Here is an 18,163-nt window from a genome sequence, read left to right as displayed (position 1 = left end):
TCCTACATCACGTAATTCAGAGGAATCCGCACGGAAAATGTCGTTCCCTCGTTTTCTTTGCTGTATACACGGATCGCTCCCCGGTGCATGACAATCGCGCTCCGCGCAATCGCAAGGCCAAGGCCGGTTCCGCCGATTTCCCGCGAGTGGGACTTGTCCACGCGGTAGAAACGCTCGAAGATATGCGCAATCGACTCCTCCGGGATGCCGATGCCGGAGTCTGCCACCGTCACGTAGAAATATTTGTGATCCGCATTTAAGGATACACGCACCCATCCATTCTCGTTGTTGTACTTGATGCCGTTTTCGATCAGGTTCGAGAACGCCAGCGAGAGCTTCGTCGCATCCACCTCCGCATTGACCGGGCGGAAGCTGTCGAGAATGAGCTCCACATTTTTCTGTGCGGCAATCGGATGAAGCCGCTTCAGCAGCTGCTCTAACAGCTCGTTGATATTGACCTGGGTGATATTGAGGTCTGCCACCTTTTTATCCATCTTGACCAGCGACAAAAGGTCGGTAATAATCTGGTTTTCGCGGTCGATCTCCGAGGTAATATCCTGCATGAACTCCTGATAAAGTTCCACCGGAACGCCCTCCTGCCCGTTCAGCGAATCCGCCAGAACCTTCATGGACGCAAGCGGCGTCTTTAACTCATGCGAGACATTCGAAACAAATTCCTGGCGGGAATCGTCGAGCGTGCGGACGCGGGTCAGCATCTTGTTGAATGCGTCCGTGATCAGCTCTGTCTCGAGGTAATCCGGAACAGAAATGCTTTCGTCGAGATAGCCGTCGGTGATGTCCTCGATGGAACGGGTGACCTTCTGGAACGGCTTCATCAGAATGCCCGCGAGCAGATAGCCAAAAACCAGCACGAGAAGCGCAATGATCGAAAGAATCGTCATTCCCTTCGTCTCCAGAATTTTCATATTCGCACGGATCTCATCCGTCGAAATGCTGACGAGCATAACGCCGAGCGTCTCCTTCGTCTCGGTATTCTGAATCCGCACCGTCATTTCCAGATAGCTGTTTTTCCGGTCGTACTGGCTCGTCTCCTTGCCCTGAAAGCTCTGGATGACCTCCTGCGAGATAATCGTCTTTCCGCGGTCCATATCGTACGTATCTTTGATGACGCGGAAATCCTGGTCGATAATCAGGATTCTGCCGCCGTAGATATTTGTCAGCATACTGAGCTGTCCGTTGATGACATCCGATCCAGGATCTTCCATGTAATTCTGCTGGATGAGCTGGTTGCAGATAATATCGCACTGATTTTTTACGGTAATGCTGCGCACCGATACCGCACGGTCCTCATAGCTGTTTACGATGCTCTTCTCAAGGATCACACACGGTACAATGCCGATGATCACAAGAATCACCGTGATGCGGAAGCGCAGACTCCGCAGAAACTTCCATTTTTCTTTGTTTTTAAGCCTGGAAATAGTAACCAACTCCCCACTTTGTGTGAACGTACTTCGGTTCACTTGGATTTTTCTCAATCTTTTCGCGCAGACGGCGGATATGTACATCTACGGTGCGCACGTCGCCCGGGTACTCATAGCCCCAGACAATATTCAGCAGGTTCTCTCTGCTGTACACCTTGTTCGGATTGAAGACGAGAAGCTCGAGCACATCGAACTCCTTCGCAGTCAGATTGATCTCGCGGTCTCCGATGAAGACTCTTCTGCTCTCGCAGTCGATCCGCAGGTCTTTCACCTGTACGACTTTTGCTTTCTCTTCTTTTGGCTCCTGGCGGGCCGCACGGCGCATGATGGCCTTGATGCGTGCTTTTACTTCCAGAATGTTGAACGGCTTTGTGATGTAATCATCTGCGCCGTATTCCAGTCCCAGGATTTTGTCCATGTCCTCGCCCTTTGCGGTCAGCATAACGATCGGAACGTTGGAAAATTCACGGATCTGCTGGCAGACGGACAATCCGTCCAGCTTTGGCAGCATCAGATCCAGAAGGATCATATCGTATTCTTTTTCTTTTGCCATGGAGAGTGCTTCCTCGCCGTCGTATGCGCAGTCAACCTCCATGCCGTCCTGCTCCAGGCTGAAGCGGATTCCTTTTACGATCAGTTTTTCATCATCAACTACAAGAACTTTCTTTGCCATTTCTTCTCCTTCTTGTTCTAAACCTCGATAGAACCCCTTATCTTTTCAAACATCTTTTCCTTGATGCCCTCAATGTTCATAATCTCCTCAATCGAACCAAACGGGCCGTTTGCTTCGCGGTAGGCGATGATGGCATCCGCACGGCTCTCTCCGATGCCGGAGAGTGTCATCAGTTCTTCTTTTCCGGCCGTGTTCAGGTTGACTTTGCCGGAACCGGAAGCCTGCTCCGTGCCGCCCGTATTCTGCTGCGGCGTTTCCGTGATTTCCATGTTTTCTGCCTCCTCGCGCGTCCAGACGGTGATCTGCTCTCCGTCTTCGATTTTCCGTGCAAGATTGAGGATTTTTTCTTCAGCATCCGGCAGAAATCCGCCTGCCGCTTCCACAGCCTGCACTACGCGGCTTCCGCCCGGCAGCGTGTAGACACCGGGGGAAGCGACCGCACCGCAGATATAAACCTGCACCGTTTCTTCCGGTGCTGTCTCCTGTGCCTCACGTTTTTCCGGAATGCCTGTGGTTTCTCCGGCGCTTTTTTCGGAAACCGTCTGCTCCTCATCCACTTCCTTCTGATTCCCGAAAACGGTTTCCGCCGTGCTCCCGCCTGTGCTATCTGACAGTTTGTATTCTGTATCCCTGTGGTTGCATCCGCAGAGCAAAAAAACCAGCATCGCCGCCAGTATTTTTGCATGTTTTCTGCCTCTGTTCTGCTGTTTTTTCAATTTCATGCTGTGTACTCCCTTCCGCTTCGCATCTGACGCGCAAGGGTCCCTTGTGTACGCATAACTACGTTTCTATTGTATCGGAGATGCCGCAAAAATACAAGTAGAAATCTGTACCTTTATTTCCACTGAAACACTACAATTCCCACAACTGCCACTGCCATGCCGAGCAGCTTGCGCACGGTGAAATCTGTCTTTTCCATGCCGAAAAGTCCGAACAGTTCAATCAGCCACGCCGCCGCAAGCTGGGAAATGACGATCAGCATCGCCGCCTTCGCCGGGCCGAGCCCTGCCATACTCCAGATAACCGTGATCGTGATAAACGCGCCAATTGCCCCGCCGAGCAGCAGATACCACGGCTTTACGCGGAACAAATCCCCGATCGGCTCCCTCCCGGTGATGCACCATGCCGCAAGACAGACGGCAAACGCACTAATCTGCACCCAGCCGGCCGCCAGCCATGTACTCGTCTGTTTCGTCACCTCTGTGTTGAAAACGCCCTGAATACTCATCAGTGCGCCGGAAAGCAGCGCTGTTAAAATTCCCGCCATTGATTTTTCCTCCTGCTGTTTTTTTATGTACTCTCGGAGTCTTTCTGCGCTTGATTTTACGAGAAGATTTTTTGTCAGCTGCACCCAAATTTCTGAGGCGTACGCAGTGCGTACGTTGATGAAATTTGGGTGCAGCTGGCGGAAAATCGGCCGTAAAAGCAAGTGCAGAAAGGCCCCGAGAGTACATTTTATACTATTCCTTTTTTCCCCGTTTTTATACAGAACTCAGGGACAGCAGGAAAACAGCCGCCCGGTCTCCTGCCTAGGAAACCAGACGGCTGTCTATTCCACATTACTGTAATGCTTTCTCCAGTTTTTCAATCATCTCATCGATGTCATCTTTCGTAATCACAAGCGGCGGTACCATACGAAGAACGTCGCTTCCGGCGGAAATCACAAGAAGTCCGTTCTCAATCGCGCGGTTGATGACTTCTCCGACCGGACGGCCCGTTACGACAAGGCCCTGCATAAAGCCTTTTCCACGGCGTGCTGCGAGGCAGTCATATTTTTCCACCAGCTCGTCCAGCTTTTTCTCCAGATACGGAGCCGTCTCTGCTACATGCTCTACGACATGCTGTTTCTCATAGCATTCAAATACAGCATTGACAGCCGCGCAGGCCAGCGGGTTTCCGCCGTATGTCGTTCCGTGGTCTCCCGGAACGAGCGAATGCTCTGCCGTCTTTTTATTCAGCACGAAGGCGCCGACCGGAACGCCGCAGCCAAGTGCTTTTGCACACGTCATGACATCCGGCTGTACGCCGTAATCCTGCCATGCGAACAGTTTTCCCGTTCTTCCCATACCGCACTGGATCTCGTCGAGAATCAGCAGGATGTCGTGCTCGTCACACAGATCGCGCACGCCCTGTAAAAATTCTTTCGTTGCCGGATAGATACCGCCCTCGCCCTGTACAGTCTCCATGATGATCGCACATGTCTTGTCGGTAATCTGTGCCTTTACGCTCTCCAGATCATTAAAATCCGCAAATTTAATGCCGCCGATCAGCGGTTTGAACGGATCCTGATAATGCGTATTTCCTGTTACAGAAAGCGCTCCAAGGCTTCTTCCATGGAAAGAATGGTTCATCGCGATGATCTCGTGATCGTTGCTGCCGTCTTTTAAGTAAGCGTATTTTCTCGCTACTTTGATGGCTCCCTCGATCGACTCCGTACCGCTGTTCGTAAAGAATACTTTATCCATGCCGGATGCCTTCGCCAGCTTTTCTGCCGCGGAGCCCATCGGAACATTGTAGAACAGGTTGGAAACATGGATGACTTTGTCCACCTGGTCTTTCACTGCTTTTTTATAATCGTCATTGCTGTAGCCGAGCGCATATACCGCGATACCTGCTGCAAAGTCCAGATATGCTTTTCCGTCGGTGTCATACAGATGAACGCCCTCGCCGTGGTCGATCACGAGCGGGAACCGGTTATAGGTGTGGAGCACGTACTGCTCGGTCTGTTCCATATACTCATTTGTCTTCATGATTGAATTTCTCCTTGTTTTCCCCTAAAATCGCCGTACCAATTCCTTTGTTCGTAAAGATCTCAAGCAGCAGGCAGTGCTGGATTCTTCCGTCCATGATGTGGACTCTTGAAACACCGTTCTCAATCGCGTCGATACAGCCCTGGAGCTTTGGAATCATACCGCCACCGACATTTCCGTTGGTGATGAGATCTCTTGCTTCCTGTACGTGGAGCTCGGAAATCAGGCTCTCCGGGTCCTTCGGATCTTCGTATACACCCTCGATATCGGTCAGGAATGCCAGTTTTTCTGCATTTAACGCCTCTGCGATCGCGCAGGCTGCGTCGTCTGCGTTAATGTTGTAGGTGTTGAAATCATCGTCCATGCCAACCGGGCAGACAACCGGCAGGAAGTCGTTGTCCAGAAGATCGTACAGCACCTTCGGATTTACATTTTTGATATTTCCAACGAAGCCGATGTCCTCTCCCTTGGACAGCTTTTTCTCTACGTTTAAGAGACCGCCGTCTTTTCCGCTGATGCCGACTGCGTTGACACCGAGCGACTGAATCATGGTGACAAGCTCTTTGTTGACCTTATTCAGCACCATCTCTGCCACTTCCATCGTATCCGCATCCGTTACACGAAGGCCGTTGACAAACTTCGGTTCCATGCCGACCTTTCCGACCCAGCGGCTGATTTCCTTTCCGCCGCCGTGTACGATGATTGGTTTGAATCCAACCAGCTTCAGAAGAACAACGTCCTGAATAACGTTTCTCTTCAGCTCTTCATCCACCATCGCGCTTCCGCCGTATTTGATGACAATGATTTTGCGGTTGAACCGCTGAATATAAGGAAGTGCCTCGATCAGCACATTTGCTTTGTCCAGATACATCTGATTTACCATGATTTTTTCCTCGCTCTCCTCTTTTGATTCCTGGTTCTGCTGTACCGGAAACACGATTTCCCGGCACGTTTTCGTTGTATTCCCTCAGAATTTCATCCGAATGTTTTTTAAGAACGGTAATCCGCATTAATTTTTACATAGTCATAGGTCAGGTCGCAGCCCCATGCCGTTGCTGTCGCCTCTCCCATGTGGATGTCGGCGATCGCAGTTACTTTCGGCTCGGAGAGGATCTTCGTTGCCTCCTCCTCGCTGTAGTCAACGGCAACACCTTTCGTGATAATCTGCAGTTTTCCGGCTGCGCTCTCAAAGTAGAGATCTACATTTTCCGGATCGAATTTTGCTCCGGAGTAACCCATCGCGCAGAGGATTCTTCCCCAGTTGGCGTCATGGCCGAAGATTGCCGCTTTCGTCAGACTCGATGTGATGACGGATTTTGCCAGTGTCACGGCCTGCTCTTTGCTCTCGGCTCCCTGAATCGTCACTTCGAACAGTGCGGTTGCGCCCTCGCCGTCGCCTGCGATGTGCATCGCCTGTGTTTTATTGACTTCAAAGAGTGCTTCTTTGAAAATCTTGTAATCCTCGTTTTCTTCCGTAATTTCCGGGTTTCCGGCAAGACCGTTTGCCAGAAGGAGAACGGTATCGTTTGTGGAAGTATCACCGTCTACGGAAACCATGTTGTAGGTGTCCGGTACGACTTCGCTCAGTGCTTTCTGCAGCATCTCTTTCGAAATATTGGCATCGGTTGCCACAAAGCTCAGCATGGTGCACATATTCGGATGGATCATGCCGGAGCCCTTGCACATGCCGCCGATCGTTACGGTTTTTCCGCCGATTTCGATCTGAACAGCAACTTCCTTCGGCTCGGTGTCGGTTGTCATGATCGCCTGTGCTGCTGTAGCTGCGGCTTCTCTTGTAGCTGCAAGCTGCGGTTTCAGCATTTCCACGCCGGCTGCGATCTTATCGATCGGGATCTGTTTTCCGATAACACCGGTCGATGCAACAAGAACGGAGTCCTCTGGAATGGAAAGTGCAGCTGATGCTGCCTCTGCGGTTTTTCTGCAGTAGCCATAGCCCTCCTCGCCGGTGCATGCATTGGCGATTCCGCTGTTGCAGACAATTACCTGTGCATGCGGGTGATTATATACGATCTCCTGGTCCCATTTGACCGGGGCTGCTTTTACGATATTCGTAGTAAAGGTTCCTGCTGCTACGCACGGTACCTCGCTGTAGACGAGTGCCATATCCTTTACGCCCTGTTTTTTAATTCCTGCTGCGCCGCCTGCTGCCTGAAAACCTTTCGCAGCGGTGATGCCTCCTTCGATCTTTTTCATTGTCTTATCCTCGCTTTTCGTCATTTAAGTCTTCTGTTTCGTCTTTTTGTTTTACGGGAACATCGGAGGCATGCACAGGCCTTCGTTTTCCGGCAGTCCGAACATCAGGTTCATGTTCTGTACCGCCTGTCCTGCTGCGCCTTTGACCAGGTTGTCCATCGCACCCATCATGATGATTCGTTTCGTTCTCGGATCGATCTTGAAGTTGACATCCACATAGTTGCTTCCCTCGACCCATTTCGTCTGCGGGCAGACATCCTTATCGAGAACACGTACAAACTGCTCGTTGGCATAATACTTATCATAAACGGCTTTAACCTCTTCGTAAGTCACATCTTTTTTCAGGGATGCATATGCCGTTACGAGAATGCCGCGGTTCATCGGAACAAGATGCGGGGTGAAGTTCAGGGTGATCGGGTAGCCGGCTACATAGGAAAGCTGCTCCTCGATCTCCGGTGTGTGGCGGTGGCCGGCAACACCGTATGCCTTGATGTTTTCATTGACCTCACAGTAGAGGTTGTCCACTTTCGCTCCTCTTCCTGCTCCGGAAGTTCCGGATTTTGCATCGATGATGATGGTGTTGCCATCAATGAGATCTTCCTTTAATAAAGGATAAATCGAAAGAGTTGAGCAGGTCGGATAGCATCCCGGGTTTGCCACGATGCGCGCCTGTTTTACTTTCTCACGGTTGATCTCGCACAGTCCGTAAACCGCCTCGTCGATATACTGCGGGGATTTATGCTCGATCTTGTACCACTCTTCATACGTTTTTACATCTTTAATACGGAAATCGGCGCTCAGGTCGATGACCTTTACTTTCGAAAGAATTTCATCATTTACCAGGGAAGCACAGAGTCCCTGCGGAGTTGCTGTAAAAATGACGTCTACTTCCTTTGCAAGCTGCTCCATGTTGTCGTCCTTGCAGACATCGTCTACTAACTGAAACATATTCTGGTAAACCGACGCATATTTCTTATCGATATAGCTTCTGGAACCATACCATTTAATCTCCACATCTTTGTGTCCCAGGAGAATACGCACCAGCTCGCCTCCTGCATATCCTGTAGAACCGATAATTCCTGCTCTGATCATACCTTTTTCTCCTTTTTTCTTTCGCCCGTTTTCTTGTCTTGCCGGACATTTTTTCTTTTTTCTTTATGATAGCTCAATTATTTTCTTTTTTCAATGAAAAATCTTTGTTTTCTGCTGTCATATACCGTCGATTGCATAAGTATACACCTCAAATGTATATTATGCAAGTTTTTTTTGAGTTTCTGAAAAAAAGCTTGCATAATCCTGTCGTATGATGTATATTTTAGTCATTGACGATGCACCGCGCATATAGGTGCACGAGAAATCCAAGGAGGATCTTACATTATGAAAGAAAAAGTTGTACTTGCCTATTCCGGCGGACTTGATACTACTGCCATTATTCCGTGGCTGAAAGAGACCTTTGACTACGAAGTAATCTGCTGCTGCATCGACTGCGGCCAGGGAAACGAGCTGGTTGGCCTCGATGAGAGAGCAAAACTTTCCGGCGCTTCCAAATTATATATCGAAAACGTTATCGACGAGTTCAGTGAAGACTTCATCATGCCGTGCGTAAAAGCAGGCGCTGTTTATGAGAACAAATACCTGCTCGGTACTTCCATGGCACGTCCGGTTATCGCAAAGAAACTCGTTGAGATCGCAAGAAAAGAAGGTGCTGTTGCCATCTGCCACGGCGCTACCGGTAAGGGAAATGACCAGATCCGTTTCGAGCTCGGCATCAAAGCCCTTGCTCCGGATATCAAAGTAATCGCTCCTTGGAGAATGACCGATGTATGGACCATGCAGTCCCGTGAAGACGAGCTGGCTTACTGTAAAGCACACGGCATCGACCTTCCGTTTGATGCAAACCACAGCTACAGCCGTGACCGTAACCTGTGGCACATCAGCCATGAGGGACTTGAGCTTGAGGATCCGTCCAACGAGCCGAACTACGACGATCTTCTCGTACTGACCACTCCTCCGGAAAAAGCTCCGGACGAAGGCGAGTACGTAACCATGACCTTTGAGGCCGGCGTTCCGAAGACCTTAAACGGAAAAGAAATGAAAGTTTCTGAAATCATCACCGAGCTGAACAAGCTGGGCGGAAAACACGGCATCGGTATTGTTGATATCGTTGAGAACCGTGTTGTCGGCATGAAATCCCGCGGTGTTTATGAGACTCCTGGCGGGACCATCCTGATGGCTGCACATGAGCAGTTAGAGGAGCTGATTCTCGACCGTGAGACCCTGAAAACAAAGAAAGATCTCGGAAACCTGCTTGCTGAGGTTGTTTACGAAGGAAAATGGTACACTCCTCTGCGCGAGGCAATCCAGGCATTCGTTGATGTCACCCAGAAATATGTAACAGGCGAAGTAAAATTCAAACTGTTCAAAGGCAACATCATCAAAGCCGGCGAGTCTTCTCCGTACAGCCTGTACAATGAGTCTCTTGCTTCCTTCACCACCGGCGATCTCTACGATCACCACGATGCAGACGGATTCATCACACTGTTCGGTCTGCCGCTGAAGGTTCGTGCGATGAAAATGCAGGAGCTGGAGAAAAACAACAACAAATAAGATCTGATCCTATGGATTCCCAAAAGAAAGCGGACTCGCTCCGCTTTCTTTTTTTGCATGCAAAAAGGACCCGCCCATTTCAGACAGGTCCCTTTGTTTATTCGTAATATGCGTCGATTCCGTCCGCAATTCCCTGTGCCATCTTGTTTCGGTAATCCTCGGTTGCCATCAAACGGTCCTCGGAAGGATTGCTCATGAAGCCAAGCTCAATGATCGTGACCGGAATGGTACTCCAGTTGATGCCGCTCATGGAATCGGTGTAAATCACATCGCGGTTCTTCGCACCGGTGTCTTTGCAGAATGCTGCGATCATCTTCTGGGAGAGCTTCTGGCTCTTGCTGATCATATCACCGGAAAGATACGTATTTCTGCTGCTCGGTGCCATCGTGAGTGCTCCGTAAACCGACTGGTTCGAATCGCCGTTCGCGTGTACACGCACGAGAATGTCTGCTCCGTTCTGCGCGGCAAGTTTTGCACGCTCGGAGTTGCTGATATTGACGTCGTGCGTCTCGCGGATCATGTAAACATCGTAGCCGCGCTCCTCAAGGATATCGCGTACCTTTAAGGATACCGCAAGGTTCAGCTCATACTCATTGATGCCGGTTGCCACACCGCATGTTCCGGAAGCAACCTTCGCCTTATAGGTCGATGATCCCGGTCCGATCGGCTCTTTCTCGCTGTTTCCTCTTCTCTGGTGTCCTGCGTCGATTGCCACACAGATATTTTTGCTGTTCCGGCGGACACCGTTTTTATCAACGTAATAGCCGTCGATGTAGGTATCCTTATAGATGCCTCCCCAGCTTCGGAAGTAATACGTTTTTCCGTCCACTTCCTGCCAGCCGTTCTTGTAAATACCGCCCCAGCTCCTGAAGTAATACGTTGCGCCTTTGATCGTTACCCACTGGCTCTTATACATGCCGCCCCAGCTCTGCAGGTAATACCAGTTATTATCATACCACAGCCATTCACTGTGCATCATTTTGCCGTCCTGCCTCAGATAATACCAGTTCTTGTCATACAGCAGCCAGCCTTCCCCTTTTGGGGTTCCGTTGCTGTCCATGTAATACCAGTCACTGCCCTTGGCCGCCCAGGCGTTCACGCGCATGCCGCCCCAGCTTTCAAAGTAATAATCAACGCCGTCAATCGTCTGCCAGCCGGTACTCATCACACCGTCTGCGTCTACATGGTACGTTCTCTTATCATGCACAAACCACTGATTCGTTCTGAGGCTTCCGTCCTCATTCAGATAGTACCATGTTCCGCCGACTTTTTTCCAGCCCTGGAATCCGGCTCCGCCCCAGCTCTCGAAGTAGTAGAGCGTTCCGTCAATCTTCTGCAGTCCGGTGCTCATCACACCGTTTTCATCTACATGGTATGTTCTCTTGTCGTGAACGAACCATTCATTCGTTTTGACGCTTCCGTCCTCGTTCAGATAGTACCATGCCCCGCCGACTTTTTTCCAGCCCTGGAAACCGGCTCCGCCCCAGCTCTCAAAATAATAGAGCTTTCCGTTGACCATCGAAAGACCCGTGCACATGATTTCGTCTGCATTCAGATAATATCTCCGGTTCAGATGGGTGATCCACTCGCTGGCGGCCATCGTGCCGTCCTCTTTTCTGTATTTCCAGCTTCCGTCCTCCTGTTTCACCCAGCCGGCAGGAAGTTTCTCTTCCGGCTCCTGTTCGTTGTCCTCACCTGGAATCGTAACAGCCGGCGTCTCGTTTTCCGAAGTACCGCTCTGCTCCTGCACTGCCGCTTCCTCATCCGAATTCTGCTCGGAACTTTCCGTCTCATCCTGCTGCCAGGTTACGGCCGTGCCGTCATTTTCTGCTGCGCTTACCCTTGCTGGAAGCGCCCAGCCTCCTGCCGCAACGACCGCTGCGATCAGCAGTGCTGCGATTTTCTTTTTTGCCATCTGGTTTTCCTCCTTTTATCGCGCCATCTGGTAAATCTCATATACTTCCTGTGCGCCCAGCTTGCGGATGCGGGACAGTTTTACAGTGTCCTGCTGTGTTGCATCCATGGAAAGGGCACGCAGATCCTCATCCGACGGGTTCGGGATATCAAGCTCATGCAGGGAGGTCGGCATGCCGAGCGAATGGAAGAACGCTACTGTGCGCTCAATGCCTTCCGTTGCCCGTTTGTGATCGCTTCCCTCTGTGATGCCCCAGACTTTTTCTGCAAACCGTGCAAACCGCCAGAGAACCGTCTCCTCATCGTACTGGTATTTCGCCCAGGCACCCCAGACTGCCGCCAGGGATGCGCCGTGTGCTACATCGTATTTTGCACTTAACGCATGGCCAAATTTATGTACCGAAAAATCTTTGCCGCGTCCGCACTCCGTCAGTCCATTGTGTGACAGGCTTCCGCACCACATGATTTCCGCCATCGCATTGTAATCGGATGGGTTTTCCAGAACCTTCGGTCCGTTTTTGATTACGGTACGGAGGAGTCCCTCTGCAATCTCGTCCGTCATCTCGCACTGGCTCTCCGGAATGAAATAGCGCTCCATCGTGTGCATCATGATGTCGGTTACGCCGCAGGCAATCTGGTATTTCTGCAGGGTTGCTGCCAGCTCCGGATTCATGATGGCAAATTTGCAGCGGTTGAACGGCGTGTTGATGCCGGCCTTTTTGCCGATTGCCTCGTTTGTCAGAACGGCTGAATCGCTCATCTCGCTTCCGGCTGCCGGTATCGTCAGAACCGCTCCTACCGGGAGAGATTTTGTCAGCGGTACTTTTTTCGTCCAGATATCCCAGAGTGCCTCCTCCGGATTTGCAGCTCCATGCGCAACGGCTTTTGCGGTGTCAATCGAGCTTCCGCCGCCGACGGCAAGAATAAAGTCTGCCTGCATTTCCACTGCTTTTTTCACACCCTCCTCGGCAAGGGCAAGTCTCGGGTTTGGTTTTACGCCGCCAAGCTCTTCAAAGGCAAGGCCCTCTTTTGCAAGAGATGCTTCCACTCGGTCCAGAAGACCGCTCCGTTTTGCACTTCCGCCTCCGTAAACGACGAGCACCTTTGTGCCGCCCCATTTCTTTACCTCAGCGCCTGCCTGGTTTTCGGTCTCTTTTCCGAACACGACTTCCGTCGGGGTATACTGTATAAACTGATCCATCTTCTTATTTCCTCCCTGCATTTTTATTCTTCATAAATCCGTACGTTTCCCGAGCTTACACGGTAAAGATCGTCTCTCCTGTTTTCCAGAGACGGGATTTCATTTCTTGTCCGCTCCAGCACTTCCGGATCCAGCTCTGCGATGAGTACCTGCGGGGTATCATCTGCCTCCGCAAGAATTTCGCCGTCCGGCGCAATGATCATGGAATGGCCGTACGCCTCAAACCGCGCTTTCTGGCCGCACTGGTTGGCGGCGAGCACGTAGCATCCGTTTTCAATGGCGCGCGTGCGCAGCAGTGCTTCCCAGTGGCGCTCTCCCGTTGCTTTCGTAAAATCCGCCGCTATCAGAAATGCATCTGCTCCGGAGGATGCCATCAGCCGGTACTGTTCCGGAAAGCGGATATCGTAGCAGATGCTCATGCCGAACAGGCCAAGCGCCGTGTCCGCAAGAACAATTTCATTTCCCGGGCAGATCTCGTGTGATTCTTCGTAGGAGACACTGCCCGGAATATTTACATCAAACATATGTATTTTGCTGTATTCTGCAATCGTTTCTCCATCTGGTCCGAACAGAAACGACGTGTTGGACGGACGCCCCGGATGGCGCCGTACCGTCATGCTGCCGCAGTGCAGATAGACACCGTACCGTTTGGCAAGGCTGGAAAACCGGCGGCTGACGTAGCCCGGCACTGCACTTGCGTGCCCCGGCATGTCTGCTCCCGTGTATTCTGCGGTCTCCGGGAAAAGAATCAGCTTCGCTCCCTGTTCCGCCGCCTCCCGCACATACTGCTCGGCCATGCGCATATTTTCATTCATATCCGGCCCAGAATCCATCTGCACCAGGCCTGCAATTATTTTTTCCATCTTTTTGTCCCCTCGTTTCACATGTTAGCTTGTGATTTTTCCGCTTATATTCTCGTTTATTATATCGCATATTCCCCGAAACAGCTACCCAAATTCGCAATTTTCATACCTTTTGCAGCTTTTATTTTTTAATTTTTGAAAATAACAATTGACAAATCTGGAAAACAGGAGTAGCTTAGAACCATAAGCTGTCGTGTTCGATCAGATGCGGCAGAAAAAATCATGAAAGGAGAACACCACTTATGATCAATCTTATTTATGCATCCAGCGTAAAACAGAATAAACTTCGTATGGCGATCAAACCAGGTGGCTGCCCTTCTTTCGAAATTCTTTGTAAGCATTAACTCTGCATAACAAATCTCTATGCATTCTTTATGCCTGCTATTTCGCACAGAAGGCGCGGTACGTCGATACTGCGGCTTTTTTTATTGCTATAAACAGTACGAAACCGTTCTTTCCGGCTTCGCTCCGTTTCCGGCAGGCAGATTCCGCGGTCTTCTTACCGCATCGATTCCCTTCTTTTATATACAAACGCAGCCTTCGCTTTCGTTTCCCGTTGTTCCGTTCCCACACTTACGGAGCTTTTGAAAGCCTATGTTCTGCCAGACACCCAAACGACATCAATGAGGAGGTTTTAACATTCATGAAGAAAAATCCAATCGGTAAGTACCTGCTCCAGAACTGGTACTACTACGTTTTCGCTTTTGGTTCCATGGCCTTAAGTGTCTTTCTCGATATGCTCGCGCCGCTTGTCACGCTGCACATCGTGGATGACGTGCTGGTCGGTCACAAAATGGAACTGCTCTGGAAATACCTTGCCGCCTTTCTTCTGATCGGTGCCGCAAAAGCCCTGTTTCAGTACATCAAAGAATTTTTATTCGATGTCAGCAGCGTCCGCGTCGCCAGCCAGATGAGGGACAACCTGTTCCGCCACGTCCAGCGGCTTTCGGTGGAATACTTTGACAAAAACAATACCGGCGAACTCCTCGCCCGCGTGCGCGATGACGTCGACCGGATCTGGGATATCCTCGGCTTTGCCGGCATGCTGATCTTAGAAGGCCTGATCTGTATCATGATGGCAATGGTCAGTATGGTCAAACTGGATCTGCCGCTGACACTCGTCTCCGTGGCGATCCTTCCTTTCGTCGCAGGCATCGCAATCCGCCTCGAAAAAGAACTCGACCGTGTCTACGATGCGATCAGCGAGGAAAACGCCGTCATGAATACCGTTGCACAGGAAAATCTCGCCGGTGTCCGCACCGTCAAATCCTTTGCACGGGAACCGTATGAGGTCAAAAAATTCCGGAAACACAATCAGAAATACTGCGATCTCAACATGGATCAGGCGCGCGTCCTGATGAAATACGATCCCGCCATCTCGTTTCTTACGAAGCTGATGCGCGTGCTCGTCCTTCTCGCGGGCGGCTACGGTGTTATCCACGGACGCATTACGCTCGGTGTTTTAACGGCCTTTATGGAGTACACCTCCAAGATCACCTGGCCGATCGAAAACGTCGGCTGGCTCGGCAACTGCTTCGCTTCTGCGATTGCTTCCAACAAGAAGCTGAACAAAATTCTCGCAGAGGAGCCGCAGATCGCAGAACCGGAAAATCCGGTGGAGCTTTCAAAACTTCCGGGTGACCTGGAATTCCATCACGTCGATTTCTCCCTGCATGACACACCGATTCTGCAGGATATCGACTTTACCTTAAAGCAGGGCCACACACTCGGCATCATGGGTATGACGGGTTCCGGAAAAACAACCATCGTCAATCTGCTCGAGCGTTTTTACGATGTCACCGACGGTTCCATCTGTCTCGACGGCCACGACATCCGCACCCTGCCGCTGCGCACCGTGCGCGATACTTCTTCCGTCGTCATGCAGGACGTCTTCCTGTTCTCAGATACCATTTCTGAGAATGTCCGTCTCGGCAGCCGCAGCACGATGAAATCCGAGGAGGTACATAACGCTGTCTCCGCTGCATGTGCTTCCGAGTTCGTCGACCATCTTTCGGATCAGTACGAAACCGTCATCGGCGAACGCGGCATGGGACTTTCCGGCGGTCAGAAGCAGCGTCTTTCCATCGCACGCGCCCTGGCAAAACAGGCTCCGATCCTCGTACTGGATGATTCCACCTCGGCGCTCGATATGGAGACCGAATACGAAATCCAGAGCCATCTCGCCGAGAAAAAAGATGTTTCCAAGATCATCATTGCCCACCGCATTTCTTCGGTGCAGAATGCCGATGAGATCCTGTATCTCGATCACGGACGCATCGCCGAGCGCGGCACGCATGAGAGTCTGATGGCACAGAAAGGCCTGTACTACTCCACCTGGGAGGCTCAGTACGGTGATTACCATAAAGCAAAGGCAGCCCTCGAGCAGGCACTTCCTGCCAATGCTTAATTCAATTTAATCTGTTACCCGACAACTTCTGTATTTACTTACCCGTTAAGAGAGGAACAATACGATTATGGCTATCAATTCCAGTAAAGTAGATGAAGAGCAGAAAGAGGTCTTAAAGAGCGCGACCATCCGCCGCCTCTTCTCCTACTTAAAAAATTATAAACGCCAGGTTGCCGTCGTTCTCGTGGTTCTCGCCGTTACCATCGCGATTTCCACTGTGAACCCGCTGCTCCTGGAGTACGCCATCGACGTCAATATTGCGCAGAAAGACTGGCGTGGGCTTGTTGCCCTCTGCGTATTCATGGTTGTGATCAACCTGGTTTACGCGGCCGGTGTCCGCCTGCGGATGCTTCTGATGGCGCGCATTACCAACAACATTCTTCTGGAAATCCGTGACGAGCTCTACACGCATATCCAGACCTTAAGCTTCAGCTTTTTCGATACCCGCCCGGCCGGAAAGATTCTGGCGCGCATCATCGGCGATGTCAACTCGTTAAAGGATGTGCTGAACGACGGTGTCACAAAGCTGATTCCGAACATTCTCACGATCATCGCCATTCTGGTGATCATGATGATCAAAAACATCTGGCTCTCCTTAAGTGCGATTCTCGTGCTGCCGCTGATCGCTATCGGCATGTATTTTATTCAGATCGTCGCACATAAGAGATGGCAGACGTTCCGGAAAAAATCTTCCAATGTTACGGCGTATATCCACGAGGACTTCTCCGGTATCCGCATCATCAAGAGCTTTACCGCAGAGCAGGAATCGCAGGGCGAGTTTGACCGGCTTCTTCTTGAGCATCAGAACTCCTTCATCCATGCGGTCCGCCTAGCGGATGGTTTTTCCGCTGTGATCGAGGTGACCTGGGGCATCGGAACGTTTCTTCTGTATTTTATCGGTATTTCCGTGCTCGGCGTGGATGCCGTTCCGATCGGTACGTTCACGGCATTTGCGATGTATCTGACGATGTTCTGGGATCCGATCCAGAACCTGGCCGGTTTTTACAACAAGCTGATCACGAACCTTTCCGCTGCGGAGCGAATCTTTGAGATCCTCGACACACCAGCGGAGGTTGCCGACAAGCCTGGCGTCACAGAACTGCCGCCGATCAAAGGAGAAGTAACGTTCGACCATGTCAGCTTTGCCTACTCCGATGATCCGGACACGCTGGTTTTAAAAGATGTCAGCTTTACAGCGGCTCCCGGTGAGACGATCGCACTCGTCGGCCCGACCGGCGCTGGAAAGACGACCATTGTCAATCTGATCAGCCGTTTCTACAATATTACTTCGGGAACGGTCCGCGTCGACGGCCACAGCCTGACGGATGTCTCCATCAACAGCCTGCGTGCCCAGATGGGCGTGATGACACAGGACAACTTTCTCTTCTCCGGCACGATCCGCGACAACATTGCGTATGGAAAGCTCGATGCCACGGAGGAAGAAATCATTGCCGCCGCAAAGGCCGTGCATGCCCATGACTTTATCATAGAGCTGCCGGACGGCTATGACACCGAGATCAGCGAGCGCGGTGCCCGTCTTTCCAACGGCCAGCGCCAGCTTCTCGCCTTTGCCAGAACGATGGTGTCTGATCCGCGGATTCTGATTCTCGATGAGGCGACGTCCAGCATCGACACACAGACAGAAATTCAGGTGCAGCAGGGAATCGAAAGCCTGTTGAAGGGCCGTACCTCGTTCATCATTGCGCACCGTCTTTCTACTATTAAAAATGCGGACCGGATTTTTGTGATCGACCACGGAAAGATTTTCGAGCAGGGAACCCACGACGAACTGATGGCAAAACAGGGCGCGTACTACCAGCTCTACCAGGCACAGTTCCGCAGGGTATCGTAATCCGGTTTCACAAAACGTATCAAATATCTGCAAAAAGCTGCTTCCCCGCTTCTGGCGGACGCAGCTTTTTGTGTCTTTCCTTGACAAATGAATCACCCCTGCTATATGATGGTAACTGATCTTTTTTCGGAGGGTTACACTCTCCGTCTGCCGCTTCCCACTCCTGCGGCATTTGTTACTGAACGGTCTGATACGGAGCTTTTTCACAATGCTTCCGTATTTTCTTTCAGAAAGGAGTAT

The 18,163-nt window shown here is 51.0% G+C and carries 14 protein-coding genes; 3 read left to right on the top strand and 11 right to left on the bottom strand.

What is annotated here, in order from left to right:
* Nucleotides 1-2: 2 nt before the first annotated feature.
* From DXD92_RS02405 to argC, 8 genes are all read right to left on the bottom strand, one after another.
* Nucleotides 3-1,481 (bottom strand): sensor histidine kinase, encoded by a 1,479-nt coding sequence (locus DXD92_RS02405; RefSeq protein ID WP_022462210.1) that lies wholly within the window; start codon nucleotides 1,479-1,481, stop codon nucleotides 3-5.
* Complete coding sequence (locus DXD92_RS02400) at nucleotides 1,426-2,115, bottom strand: response regulator transcription factor (RefSeq protein ID WP_022462209.1); 690 nt, start codon at nucleotides 2,113-2,115, stop codon at nucleotides 1,426-1,428. Before DXD92_RS02400 ends, DXD92_RS02405 begins: the two co-directional genes overlap by 56 nt.
* Before the next feature lie 17 nt (nucleotides 2,116-2,132).
* Nucleotides 2,133-2,837 (bottom strand): helix-hairpin-helix domain-containing protein, encoded by a 705-nt coding sequence (locus DXD92_RS02395; protein WP_118639974.1) that lies wholly within the window; start codon nucleotides 2,835-2,837, stop codon nucleotides 2,133-2,135.
* 113 nt (nucleotides 2,838-2,950) lie between these two features.
* Nucleotides 2,951-3,382: a DMT family transporter gene (locus DXD92_RS02390; protein ID WP_117509610.1), complete on the bottom strand. Its 432-nt coding sequence runs from the start codon at nucleotides 3,380-3,382 to the stop codon at nucleotides 2,951-2,953.
* 292 nt (nucleotides 3,383-3,674) lie between these two features.
* Nucleotides 3,675-4,865 (bottom strand): aspartate aminotransferase family protein, encoded by a 1,191-nt coding sequence (locus DXD92_RS02385; protein ID WP_022462205.1) that lies wholly within the window; start codon nucleotides 4,863-4,865, stop codon nucleotides 3,675-3,677.
* Complete coding sequence (gene argB, locus DXD92_RS02380) at nucleotides 4,852-5,748, bottom strand: acetylglutamate kinase (RefSeq protein WP_118640085.1); 897 nt, start codon at nucleotides 5,746-5,748, stop codon at nucleotides 4,852-4,854. The genes DXD92_RS02385 and argB overlap by 14 nt, the downstream gene beginning before the upstream one ends.
* 107 nt (nucleotides 5,749-5,855) lie before the next feature.
* The gene (gene argJ / locus DXD92_RS02375) at nucleotides 5,856-7,079 is read right to left on the bottom strand and encodes a bifunctional glutamate N-acetyltransferase/amino-acid acetyltransferase ArgJ (RefSeq protein WP_118640084.1); all 1,224 of its coding nucleotides are present in this window, start codon (nucleotides 7,077-7,079) and stop codon (nucleotides 5,856-5,858) included.
* A gap of 51 nt (nucleotides 7,080-7,130) precedes the next feature.
* Entirely contained in the window at nucleotides 7,131-8,171 is a 1,041-nt protein-coding gene (argC, locus tag DXD92_RS02370; RefSeq protein WP_118639973.1) for an N-acetyl-gamma-glutamyl-phosphate reductase, read from the bottom strand.
* Between the two features lie 282 nt (nucleotides 8,172-8,453).
* Between argC and DXD92_RS02365 the strand changes: the two genes are divergently transcribed.
* The gene (locus tag DXD92_RS02365; protein WP_055218598.1) at nucleotides 8,454-9,686 is read left to right on the top strand and encodes an argininosuccinate synthase; all 1,233 of its coding nucleotides are present in this window, start codon (nucleotides 8,454-8,456) and stop codon (nucleotides 9,684-9,686) included.
* A 97-nt stretch (nucleotides 9,687-9,783) separates the two neighbouring features.
* Here the strand turns inward: DXD92_RS02365 and DXD92_RS02360 are convergent, their stop codons facing one another.
* Genes DXD92_RS02360 through DXD92_RS02350 form a run of 3 tightly spaced genes read right to left on the bottom strand, consistent with a single transcriptional unit; the run spans nucleotide 9,784 to nucleotide 13,664 of the window.
* Entirely contained in the window at nucleotides 9,784-11,601 is a 1,818-nt protein-coding gene (locus DXD92_RS02360; RefSeq protein ID WP_118639972.1) for an N-acetylmuramoyl-L-alanine amidase, read from the bottom strand.
* 15 nt (nucleotides 11,602-11,616) lie between these two features.
* On the bottom strand, nucleotides 11,617-12,801 hold the full coding sequence (locus DXD92_RS02355; RefSeq protein WP_118640083.1) for an iron-containing alcohol dehydrogenase: 1,185 nt from the start codon (nucleotides 12,799-12,801) through the stop codon (nucleotides 11,617-11,619).
* A 23-nt stretch (nucleotides 12,802-12,824) separates the two neighbouring features.
* Nucleotides 12,825-13,664 carry a carbon-nitrogen hydrolase family protein gene (locus tag DXD92_RS02350; protein ID WP_055218595.1) on the bottom strand — a complete coding sequence of 280 codons (840 nt, stop codon included), beginning with the start codon at nucleotides 13,662-13,664 and terminating at the stop codon, nucleotides 12,825-12,827.
* A gap of 643 nt (nucleotides 13,665-14,307) precedes the next feature.
* On the opposite strand from DXD92_RS02350, the gene DXD92_RS02345 reads away from it, so the two are divergent.
* Together DXD92_RS02345 and DXD92_RS02340 are read left to right on the top strand one after the other, a co-directional pair.
* Nucleotides 14,308-16,071 (top strand): ABC transporter ATP-binding protein, encoded by a 1,764-nt coding sequence (locus tag DXD92_RS02345; protein WP_118639971.1) that lies wholly within the window; start codon nucleotides 14,308-14,310, stop codon nucleotides 16,069-16,071.
* A 67-nt stretch (nucleotides 16,072-16,138) separates the two neighbouring features.
* Nucleotides 16,139-17,923, top strand: a complete 1,785-nt coding sequence (locus DXD92_RS02340) for an ABC transporter ATP-binding protein (RefSeq protein ID WP_117761029.1) — start codon at nucleotides 16,139-16,141, stop codon at nucleotides 17,921-17,923.
* The last annotated feature ends 240 nt before the right edge of the window (nucleotides 17,924-18,163 follow it).

This window comes from Blautia sp. TM10-2, assembly GCF_003480845.1.
Lineage (GTDB): Bacteria > Bacillota > Clostridia > Lachnospirales > Lachnospiraceae > Fusicatenibacter > Fusicatenibacter saccharivorans.
Note: the sequence above shows the minus strand (reverse complement) of the source record. Positions and strands in the feature narration are given on the sequence as shown.

Excerpts from the sequence above, each read along its gene's own strand:
- DXD92_RS02355 (WP_118640083.1), bottom strand. The coding sequence starts at position 12,801 with ATGGATCAGTTTATACAGTATACCCCGACGGAAGTCGTGTTCGGAAAA.
- DXD92_RS02350 (WP_055218595.1), bottom strand. The coding sequence starts at position 13,664 with ATGGAAAAAATAATTGCAGGCCTGGTGCAGATGGATTCTGGGCCGGAT.
- DXD92_RS02340 (WP_117761029.1), top strand. The coding sequence starts at position 16,139 with ATGGCTATCAATTCCAGTAAAGTAGATGAAGAGCAGAAAGAGGTCTTA.
- DXD92_RS02360 (WP_118639972.1), bottom strand. The coding sequence starts at position 11,601 with ATGGCAAAAAAGAAAATCGCAGCACTGCTGATCGCAGCGGTCGTTGCG.
- DXD92_RS02400 (WP_022462209.1), bottom strand. The coding sequence starts at position 2,115 with ATGGCAAAGAAAGTTCTTGTAGTTGATGATGAAAAACTGATCGTAAAA.
- DXD92_RS02345 (WP_118639971.1), top strand. The coding sequence starts at position 14,308 with ATGAAGAAAAATCCAATCGGTAAGTACCTGCTCCAGAACTGGTACTAC.
- DXD92_RS02395 (WP_118639974.1), bottom strand. The coding sequence starts at position 2,837 with ATGAAATTGAAAAAACAGCAGAACAGAGGCAGAAAACATGCAAAAATA.
- DXD92_RS02390 (WP_117509610.1), bottom strand. The coding sequence starts at position 3,382 with ATGGCGGGAATTTTAACAGCGCTGCTTTCCGGCGCACTGATGAGTATT.
- argB (WP_118640085.1), bottom strand. The coding sequence starts at position 5,748 with ATGGTAAATCAGATGTATCTGGACAAAGCAAATGTGCTGATCGAGGCA.
- DXD92_RS02385 (WP_022462205.1), bottom strand. The coding sequence starts at position 4,865 with ATGAAGACAAATGAGTATATGGAACAGACCGAGCAGTACGTGCTCCAC.
- argC (WP_118639973.1), bottom strand. The coding sequence starts at position 8,171 with ATGATCAGAGCAGGAATTATCGGTTCTACAGGATATGCAGGAGGCGAG.
- argJ (WP_118640084.1), bottom strand. The coding sequence starts at position 7,079 with ATGAAAAAGATCGAAGGAGGCATCACCGCTGCGAAAGGTTTTCAGGCA.